This is a genomic window from Catenibacterium sp. AM22-6LB (assembly GCF_003435615.1).
Lineage (GTDB): Bacteria > Bacillota_I > Bacilli_A > Erysipelotrichales > Coprobacillaceae > Catenibacterium > Catenibacterium mitsuoka_A.
In genome coordinates, this window is sequence record NZ_QTUM01000073.1 from 565 (window position 1) to 9,901 (window position 9,337).

The window sequence follows — 9,337 nt, forward strand, 5'->3', positions numbered from 1 at the left end:
CATAAACTTTTTGCCACTTTCATGAAGCTCCTTATTATGAGCGAGATAGAAGTTATAGATAAATCTGCAAGTACCTATTGTTTTACGAATCCTGACTTTCTGCTCCTCTGTTGGATTTATTTCCGTCTTGAAGCTCTTCAGCAATTCCCTCATCCCTTTCTATCTGTTTTTTATACTTACGAAGCCCTTTGCAACCTGCAGGAGAGCACATGAAGTATTGAAACAATATCCTACACGAGTTCTCTATCTGATTTCTAATCTAATTATAGAACAAATGGAAAATTCATGCATTAGGTTCAGCTTCGAGAACGCCGTTTAATAGGTGCTTATGAAATTTAATTTTCACTAACCTATGGTTTGTGGGTATTGAAATTATGCTTTTGATTTTTTGTTCCATTACTTCATCTAATAAATCGTTACACAGTTTCCATATTCTTCAATACACTGGTCTACAATAATTCCTTTTGCAATACAAAATCTTAAAAATGCAACGCGATTCAGTAAATACTAATTATAAGTGTAATAACGCCTATTAGTTGGAGTTCGGTTTGCCTATAAAGTTTCTTCTCTACCCCAACGTTATAATGTCTTAACAGGTACGCCTTAAAGTTCAGCAAAATCCTTTGATTTATAATTTGTGATATTTGATGTTTTCATATTAAAGCTTTCCTTTGAGTAGATTTGAACACATTTAATCACAATAGTCGATATATTTAGTTACTTATATTTTCCTCCTTTTTGATTATTATAGTATAGTTCTGTTCCTATTCCTACCAAATAGTATGAATTGACTATTCGAGTAATGAGTTTCCTTTATCTTTCTATGTAAAAGTATTCTAAACAAGAAATAAGTGGCTTACACATATATATACTCATTCATCAGAGTGAATTACTTCCTATTTTTTGAATTATTTTCATTATTTGTATTCATATCTAAAATAGTGTAGAATACAAAAAAACGGAGGATATAAAGATGTTATCATTTGAAAGTGATTATACAGAAGGGGCACATCCTGCCATTCTAGAAAAATTTATTGAAACAAATATGGATCAGCAGTCAGGATATGGAGTAGATGTATATTCTGAATCTGCAAGAAAAAAGATTGCGAAAGCATGTGGTAAAGAAGAAGCTGATATTTACTTTATTACAGGTGGTACACAGACTAACCAGTTAGTCATTGATACAATGTTGAAGCCTTATGAAGGTGTTGTCGCTGCAGTGACAGGCCATGTGGCTGCTCATGAAGCGGGGGCTATTGAATATACAGGACATAAAGTACTCACTGTCCCACAGTATTTAGGTAAGCTAAAAGCATCAGATGTCAAAGAATTAGTAGATACATTCTATAACGATGCTAACCATGAACATATGGTATTCCCAGGTATGGTTTATATTTCTCATCCTACAGAATATGGCACACTTTATACAAAAGAAGAATTAAAAGAAATCTCAGATGTATGTCATGCTTATAATTTGCCTTTATTCTTGGATGGTGCAAGACTTGGTTATGGTCTCATGTCTTATGATACTGATGTAACACTAGAAGACATCGCAGAACTTACTGATGTATTCTATATCGGTGGTACTAAAGTAGGGGCATTATGTGGTGAAGCTGTCGTTTTTACTAAGAATAATACTCCAGCACACTTTGTAAACCTTATTAAGAAGCATGGTGCTTTACTTGCAAAAGGACGTTTAAATGGAGTTCAATTTGATGTTCTCTTTACAGATGACCTTTATTTCAAGATTTCAAGACATGCTATTGATATGGCTGAAAAGCTTAAAACAATCTTTAAAGAAAAGGGTTATGAATTCTATATTGATTCTCCTACAAACCAGCAGTTCTTTATTGTTGACAATAAGAAACTAGAAGAATTAGAAAAGCATGTACGCTATGGTTTCTGGGAAAAGTATGATGATACACATACTGTAGTACGTTTTGCAACAAGCTGGGCTACTACAGAAGAATCTATTGAAAAACTTAAAGAACTATTATAAAAAGATTCCTTCACGGAATCTTTTTCAATGCCATGATGTGGTATGTTCATCTATAACCTGACCATTTTCTATTTTATAGAATCCTAATATCGTTGTATAACCATTCTTAGTTTCCTGATAAACATATTCATGCTCATGAGTTTCATAATAATTCAAATGACGTGTGACACCATCTTTATTATATACCGTGGCATACATCCATCCTTTAGCACTGATACCATAATCTATATCATCATAATTAAGATAATCAGCGACCATCTTTAATTCTTTTCTAATCTCATCGGCATTATTATTAGCCATATCACCTTTAGTTGTTATTTCATCCTGACCATTCACAATAGAACTATTTGTCTTGCCATTATAATAAAGATTATAAAGTGTATCATCCTGCTCAGTTCCTTGAATCACAACACCTACATGATCCTTATACCAGCTCACACTCCACACTTCTTCTCGAATACTTCCACCATCATCTGATAATGTAAAGTCCATCTTATTGATTATCGTATCATTCTTTTTAAGAAGCAGACGTCCATCTGCACTGCTGAAGAATAGAGGCGCTCCGACTGACTGCATCACAACCTCATATTCATAATAAGATTCTTTAGCTACTGTTTCGACATGATACTCGATCATGTAGATAAAAAGACCATAGAGTAGACCAAGAACGAGTACAATACTTAATACGATTCCTAGTATCACCTTTAATACTTTTTTCATACAATCTCCTTATAAAAAAAGAAGATCTTTCGATCTTCTTATCTACCAGCACCTGCATAATGAGATGCATAATAACCACTATTTAATGAAGATACTGTAACACCAGTACTTGAATTGGCAGCATGAACAAACTGTCCATTACCGATATAGATACCTACATGTGAGATACCTGACTTATAAGTTCCTGCGAAGAATACTAAGTCACCAGCACTTAAGCCATCCTTAGATACTCTTGTAGTTCCACTATACTGAGCAGAAGCAGTTCTTGGTAATGATTTACCATTCTGTCTATATACCCATGAAGTGAATCCAGAACAGTCAAATGCTGTTGGTCCAGAAGCACCAAATACATAAGCAGAACCTACTTTAGATAAACCAGTTCCAACAATACCACTGTGTCCACCCTTGACGCTTGTTCCACCTGCATTGTATCCACCTCTAGATGGAGCAGCAGCGACAGTCACTTTAGCACTTGCATTAGCTGTATTACCAGCATTATCAGTTACTGTATAGTTAACTGTATAACTTCCAGCTTTAGAAGTATTGACAGAACCACTTACATTCACCTTGCTTGTTACATCACCATCAAGATTATCGATAGCAGATGCAATATTAGACTTTGCATCAAATGAACCACCATTCTTTACATTAATATCAGTAGACTTTAATGTAATAGCAGGAGCAGCAATATCAGCTACAGTCACATCATAAGTATTTTCAGTCTTATTACCACTTGCATCAGTTGCAGTTACTTTAATAGGCTGAGTACCATCTAACTTCTTAGTATCAATTTCACCTTCTACAGATAAAACAGGATTCATATCATAGTTATCCTTTGCTTCAACATAATTGTTGATATCAAAGTTATCACCATAATTGACTACGAAATTACCATTCTTTAAGTTCATTTCAGGAGCAGATGTATCACCTACATTAAATGTAAATGTCTTAGTAGCGACATTACCCATGTTATCTTCAACAGATGCATTGATCACCTGTTCACCTAACTGAGTTGTATCTAATTCCTTATCAAAATTAATAAAATCTGTTACATCACCATCAACATTATCAGTTGCCTTGATGTAATCCTTTAAATTATTACTACCATTTGCTTCAACATTGATGACAAATCCATCATCAGTCTTAGATTCAAGAACTGGTGCTTCATTATCTACAACCTTAACATTAACAGTCTTAGTTGATTCATTGTTGAAAGAATCCTTTACTGTTACGTTAACAGTATAAGTTCCTAACTGGTTCTTTTCATAAGATTCAGCATGAATCATAGTTTTTAATGTATCAGTATGATCTCTGTTATCAGAGATTGCAAAATCACTAGCTTTTAAGACAGTTCCATAAGGAACTTCAATTGTATTTGAATGTACAACAGGTGCTGTTCTATCAGCAGCTGTATAACCCACGATTGCGAAAGCGGAAATAGCAAACACAGGAATGAACATTGTCTTCTGAGTTCTTACTCTATTAGATACGAAACTCATGATTTCTTTTGTTTTCTTATCCATTTTTCTCTCTCCTTTTGTCTTTCGACAGGCTCTATTATAACACTTCATATTAAAAAATAAAGAAAAATCTTAAGAAATAATTAAGAAATATCAAATTATGTAGTATTTATCATATAAAATTGAATTAAGAAATTTTTAAAAATAACTTAAGAATTATACAAAAAGGCCTATTTTGTAAGAAAAACTCATAAATTGTTCGAATAAAATGATTAGATTTTCATACCATATAATGGTAAAATAAATAATACTACAAGAAGGAGGTGGAATCATGTTTAGTAAGCTATTTAGTAAATTACAACGTGTAGGACAAAGCTTTATGATACCTATAGCTGTTTTACCTGTGGCAGGGTTATTAATGGGCATAGGTCAGTCATTCACAAATGAGACAATGATTCAGACTTACCATCTTCAATTTATATTAGGAAAGGGAACACCACTCTATGCATTATTCACAATTATGTGTAGTGCAGGTAAAATTGTCTTTGATAACCTTCCAGCTTTATTTGCGGTAGGTATTGCAATGGGTATGGCAAAACATGAAAAAGCGACTGCAGCTTTCTCTGCACTGGTTAGCTTTTTAGTTATGCATGCTTCTATTAATGCCTTACTTACTATTAATGGTTTTATAGTAGATGGGAAGGTGGCTGATTTTGTCAGACTAGGTACAATCAATACGATTTGTGGCATTCAATCTTTAGATACAGGTGTCTTTGGCGGTATAGTAGTAGGACTTGGTGTTGCTTATCTTCATAATAGGTTCTATATGACACGACTTCCTGATTACTTATCATTCTTTGCAGGCACACGTTTTGTCCCAGTTATCTGTTGTGTGACATTTGTTTTTGTAGGAATATTATTCTTTTATATTTGGCCACCTGTTCAGGAAGCTATCTATCGCTTAGGTGTACTTATAAGAGACAGCAGCTATGCAGGTATATTCGTATTTGGCTTTGTAAAGCGTATGTTGATTCCTTTTGGATTACATCATGTGTTCTATCTTCCGTTCTGGCAGACAGGACTTGGTGGCAGTATGGTAGTGGATGGACAACTGATCCAGGGGGCTCAGAATATCTTCTTTGCGCAGCTTGCTTCACCTCATGTCAAACATTTCAGTGTAGAAGCCACTCGCTTCTTCTCGGGAGAATATATCTTTATGATATTTGGCTTGCCCGGTGCAGCCCTTGCGATGTATCATTGTGCAAGACCAAGCCAGCGTAAAAAAACAGGAGGTTTATTACTTTCTGCTTCACTCACTTCTATATTAACAGGTATTACTGAACCAATTGAATTCACATTCTTATTTCAAGCACCGCCACTTTTTTTGATTCATGCGCTTCTAGCAGGAAGTGCATATGCAGTGGCTCAGGCTTTAAATATAGCGATAGGTGTCACTTTTAGTGCAGGAGCGATTGATTTCTTCTTGTTTGGTATATTACAGGGTAATAGTAAAACAAACTGGGTCTTTGTCCCAATAATAGGTTTTATTTATTTCTTACTTTATTATTCGATTTTTAAGTTTGTGATTAAACGTTATGATTTTAAAACAGTAGGTAGAGGAGAAGATACACAGCTGCATACAAAAAAAGACTATTCTAGAAAGAAAAGTCTTGACGTAGACAGTTCTGTGTCCCATTCTATTGTTGATGCATTAGGTGGTATTCCTAATATATTAGATGTTGATACATGTACAACACGTCTGCGTGCAACTTTAAAGGATCCAACATTAGTTGATGAGGAAGCCTTAAAGGAAACAGGTGCTGCAGGTATATACATGCGTGGAGAAGGTATCCAAATTACCTATGGACCACATGTTGTCATTATCGTATCAGAAATAAAACAGATATTACATGAAGGAGAATAAAGTGAAAAAACAGCGTTATGAAGTCATTGGAACGCTAAACAATAATGGAGTTGTCGCAAAAGATGAACTCAATAAAGAAGTTATATTACTAGGGAAGGGAATAGGCTTCAAAAGAAAAGCAGGAGATGTGATTGAGAATCCTGGAAAAAATATTAAATGCTATAGTTTAGAGAAGAATACTGGTAAGAATGTCTTACAGGGTGTAGATCCTATCTTCTTAGAAATAGCCAATGAAATTATCCGTTATGCAGAAAAAGAATTTGGTGATATAGATACTAAGATTCTTTTACCTCTTGCAGATCATATTGCATTCTCTATTGATCGTATTAAGAATGATATGGTCATCTCTAATCCTTTGACAAGTGATATTAGATTATTATTTGCAGATGAGTATGAAGTGGCTAAGAAAGCAAGAAAAATCATTAAGAGAAGATTAGGTTATGAAATCACTGATGATGAAATTGGTTATATTTCTCTTCATATTCATGCGGCTTTGAGTTCTCAGCCACCTGGACGTTCATTACAGGTTGCCAGCATTATTCATCAAACAGTCATTTATGTAGAAGAAACATTTAATATAGTGATTGATGAAGACTCTATTGCTTATATTCGTTTAGTCAACCATATTAAATTCTTAATGGTCCGTCTAGACCGTAAAGAAGATGTACAGGTCTCTATGACAGACTATACAAAAGAAAAGTTCCCAGAAAGCTATGCTGTTGCATGTCGTGTCGCTGATTATATAGAAAAGCTGATTCTAGAAAAGATATCAGACGAAGAAGTAGGCTATCTTGCGATACATATAGAAAGAATCAGACATAGTGTATAGTAAAAGGCAGCGTAAGCTGCCTCTTTTCAATATTTGGCGCGCATGACAGGAATTGAACCTGCAACCTTCAGAGCCGGAGTCTGATACTCTATCCAATTGAGCTACATGCACATAGCTTATTCATTATATCATAGAAAGGATGAATTTTATGAGACAATTTGTTGCACTTACATTTAATTTTTCTTTTAAAGAAGAATTAATGTCAATCATGGATACTTTAAAGGAAGAAGGGATTCAAGGTAAGTATTATGATCTAGATAATTTACATATGACTTTAGCTTTCTTTGGTGAAACAGATAGACAGGATGAAATTATGGAAATTATTCATTCTATTCCTTTTCCTGAAATCACCATTACTTTGAACCGTATTGGTCATTTCAAGAAGATTTATTGGGTAGGTATTAAAGATAATCCTGTATTAGATGAATATGTCAATACATTAAGAAAAGCATTAAAGGCACATGATATACCGTTTGATGATAAACCTTTTTATCCACATATCACAATTTTAAGAAAAGCAGAAGAAGGAGATAGAACACTTCAAGAAGTCTCTACTAAAGACATCAAAGTAGAACTCTTACAGGCTCATTATTTAGAAGAAGGGCTCAAGTATCTCCCTTATAATGAACAGTCTTTAATAGCGAAGATAAATAAAATATATCAACAAAAGGGACATGTCACTATCGCAATAGATGGAAGATGTGGAAGTGGGAAAACAACTCTTGCAAATAAATTAAAAGCATATTTTGATTGTCATATATTTCATATGGATGATTTCTATCTTCAGGAATATCAGCGTACACAAGAACGCTATAATGAACCAGGTGGTAATGTGGATAGAGAAAGATTTAAAAAGGAAGTATTAGAACCTCTTAAAGAACATCATGATGTTCTTTATCGCCCTTTTGATTGTTCCACAATGTCTATAAGTGAAGGAACCTTATACTCTTATAAACCTATTAATATCATAGAAGGGTCTTATTCATGTCATCCTGAATTAATAGATGCTTATGATCTTTCTATATTTGTAGATATAGACGAATCGTTAAGACTTAAACGTATAGAAAAAAGAAATGGAAAAGAAGCACTTGATATGTTTATAAAAAAATGGATACCATTAGAAGAAAAATACTTTTCTTCATTTGATATCCAAAATCATTGTGATTTCTATTTTAATGCAGGTCGTTAGCGGCCTGTTCTTTATTTTTTCTTAGAGCTTTCTTAATAATCTTTAAGCATCCCTGATCTTCATTAGAATCAGTAATACCATAAGCAAGTTTCTTGATTTCATCTACTGCATTCTCCATCGCAAAACCATACTTCACAGACTTTAATAAAGCATAATCATTCATCTGATCACCAAATGCGAGACATTCATCTCTAGAAATCTGTTCATGTTCCTGAATATAACGCATACCAAGACCCTTATTTACACCATCTCTTTGAATATCCATCCATTCATTACCAGATGTAATAATCTGTAATCCCTCAGGTAAAATACGTGTAATATCTCCTGCACTATTCTTAATATCTCCACGAGGATCAAGTATCGCAATCTTAGTAATAGGTTCATCAATCTCATCAAAATCATCAATCAACTTATAAGAACAATAATAAGTAGTCAATTCTTTAGTCAGATGATCCTTCTTTCTTGCATAAGCATACTTTTCTCCTGCTATCATAATCTTAAAATCAGGATAATGTTCCTTTACTCTCTCTATTGCAAGAAATGCTTTCTTACGGTCCATATCAAATACTTCTAATGTATTTGGACCCTTCGCAATATAACTGCCTCCATCTGCAATAAAATACATATCCTCACTCATTGGTAAAAACTTCTGGTAAAGTCTGGCATACTGATTACCACTTGCAGCTACAAACAGTACACCCTGTTCCTTCATCTCAAAAAATAAATCAATAAAAGACTTATCAAACTGCTTCTTATTATCTAGAAATGTTCCATCCATATCTGTCGCAATTAATTTAATCATTTGTCTTTTCCCCCTTTGTGCACAACTATAGCACACATCATTGAATTGTGGTAGACTATTTCAGAAAGGAAATTATTATGATAGTATTATTTATTCTATTATTTCTGATAATGGTATGTACATGGCGTACACGTTATCACATCTATACAAAAGGTTTATGCTCATTAGGTTTTATCCTTACGGCTTACTTCTCTCACCAAACAAAATTATTTCTTCTTATACTTCCAGCACTACTAGGCTATATGATTGGAGACATACTCTTATGTAAGAAGGAACTATTTAGATATGGTCTTAATGCATTCTTAATTGGTGATATAGCCTTCTTATTCTTCTATTATCACTTTGAACCATTTACATATATAGACAATATGAAATGACGAGGAGGAAACAAAAAAGTAACTCTCCTTAATTGTT

General features: G+C 33.8%; 9 protein-coding genes and 1 tRNA gene. 5 read left to right on the top strand and 5 right to left on the bottom strand.

The annotated features are described in order from the left end of the window. Window positions 1–153, bottom strand: a 153-nt coding sequence (locus DW269_RS13070) for a helix-turn-helix domain-containing protein (protein WP_233503295.1), incomplete at its 3' end; no start/stop codon positions are given. Window positions 154–973: 820 nt separating this feature from the next. Here DW269_RS13070 and DW269_RS11400 point away from each other — a divergent pair. Continuing rightward, complete coding sequence (locus DW269_RS11400; RefSeq protein ID WP_117460021.1) at window positions 974–1,999, top strand: low specificity L-threonine aldolase; 1,026 nt, start codon at window positions 974–976, stop codon at window positions 1,997–1,999. Between the two features lie 24 nt (window positions 2,000–2,023). On the opposite strand, the gene DW269_RS11405 is transcribed toward DW269_RS11400, so the two are convergent. Both DW269_RS11405 and DW269_RS11410 read right to left on the bottom strand, forming a co-directional pair. Continuing rightward, window positions 2,024–2,719: a hypothetical protein gene (locus tag DW269_RS11405; protein WP_117460023.1), complete on the bottom strand. Its 696-nt coding sequence runs from the start codon at window positions 2,717–2,719 to the stop codon at window positions 2,024–2,026. Between the two features lie 38 nt (window positions 2,720–2,757). Continuing rightward, on the bottom strand, window positions 2,758–4,242 hold the full coding sequence (locus DW269_RS11410) for a C40 family peptidase (protein ID WP_117460025.1): 1,485 nt from the start codon (window positions 4,240–4,242) through the stop codon (window positions 2,758–2,760). 268 nt (window positions 4,243–4,510) lie between these two features. Here DW269_RS11410 and DW269_RS11415 point away from each other — a divergent pair, with 268 nt between their 5' ends. Together DW269_RS11415 and DW269_RS11420 are read left to right on the top strand one after the other, a co-directional pair. Continuing rightward, complete coding sequence (locus DW269_RS11415; RefSeq protein WP_117460027.1) at window positions 4,511–6,103, top strand: PTS transporter subunit EIIC; 1,593 nt, start codon at window positions 4,511–4,513, stop codon at window positions 6,101–6,103. 1 nt (window position 6,104) lies between these two features. After that, the gene (locus DW269_RS11420) at window positions 6,105–6,932 is read left to right on the top strand and encodes a PRD domain-containing protein (RefSeq protein ID WP_158546365.1); all 828 of its coding nucleotides are present in this window, start codon (window positions 6,105–6,107) and stop codon (window positions 6,930–6,932) included. Window positions 6,933–6,966: 34 nt separating this feature from the next. On the opposite strand, the gene DW269_RS11425 is transcribed toward DW269_RS11420, so the two are convergent. After that, a tRNA-Arg gene (locus DW269_RS11425) sits at window positions 6,967–7,043 on the bottom strand. A 37-nt stretch (window positions 7,044–7,080) separates the two neighbouring features. Here DW269_RS11425 and thpR point away from each other — a divergent pair. Further along, the gene (thpR, locus tag DW269_RS11430; protein WP_158546366.1) at window positions 7,081–8,121 is read left to right on the top strand and encodes an RNA 2',3'-cyclic phosphodiesterase; all 1,041 of its coding nucleotides are present in this window, start codon (window positions 7,081–7,083) and stop codon (window positions 8,119–8,121) included. Here the strand turns inward: thpR and DW269_RS11435 are convergent. Further along, window positions 8,105–8,923, bottom strand: a complete 819-nt coding sequence (locus DW269_RS11435; protein ID WP_117460032.1) for a Cof-type HAD-IIB family hydrolase — start codon at window positions 8,921–8,923, stop codon at window positions 8,105–8,107. The two genes, thpR and DW269_RS11435, sit on opposite strands and share 17 nt — an antisense overlap. A gap of 77 nt (window positions 8,924–9,000) precedes the next feature. Between DW269_RS11435 and DW269_RS11440 the strand changes: the two genes are divergently transcribed. After that, on the top strand, window positions 9,001–9,300 hold the full coding sequence (locus tag DW269_RS11440; RefSeq protein ID WP_117460034.1) for a lysoplasmalogenase family protein: 300 nt from the start codon (window positions 9,001–9,003) through the stop codon (window positions 9,298–9,300). Window positions 9,301–9,337: the final 37 nt, after the last annotated feature.

Coding starts and splice junctions, on each gene's coding strand:
- DW269_RS11400 (WP_117460021.1), top strand. CDS start 974: ATGTTATCATTTGAAAGTGATTATACAGAAGGGGCACATCCTGCCATT.
- DW269_RS11405 (WP_117460023.1), bottom strand. CDS start 2,719: ATGAAAAAAGTATTAAAGGTGATACTAGGAATCGTATTAAGTATTGTA.
- DW269_RS11410 (WP_117460025.1), bottom strand. CDS start 4,242: ATGGATAAGAAAACAAAAGAAATCATGAGTTTCGTATCTAATAGAGTA.
- DW269_RS11415 (WP_117460027.1), top strand. CDS start 4,511: ATGTTTAGTAAGCTATTTAGTAAATTACAACGTGTAGGACAAAGCTTT.
- thpR (WP_158546366.1), top strand. CDS start 7,081: ATGAGACAATTTGTTGCACTTACATTTAATTTTTCTTTTAAAGAAGAA.
- DW269_RS11435 (WP_117460032.1), bottom strand. CDS start 8,923: ATGATTAAATTAATTGCGACAGATATGGATGGAACATTTCTAGATAAT.
- DW269_RS11440 (WP_117460034.1), top strand. CDS start 9,001: ATGATAGTATTATTTATTCTATTATTTCTGATAATGGTATGTACATGG.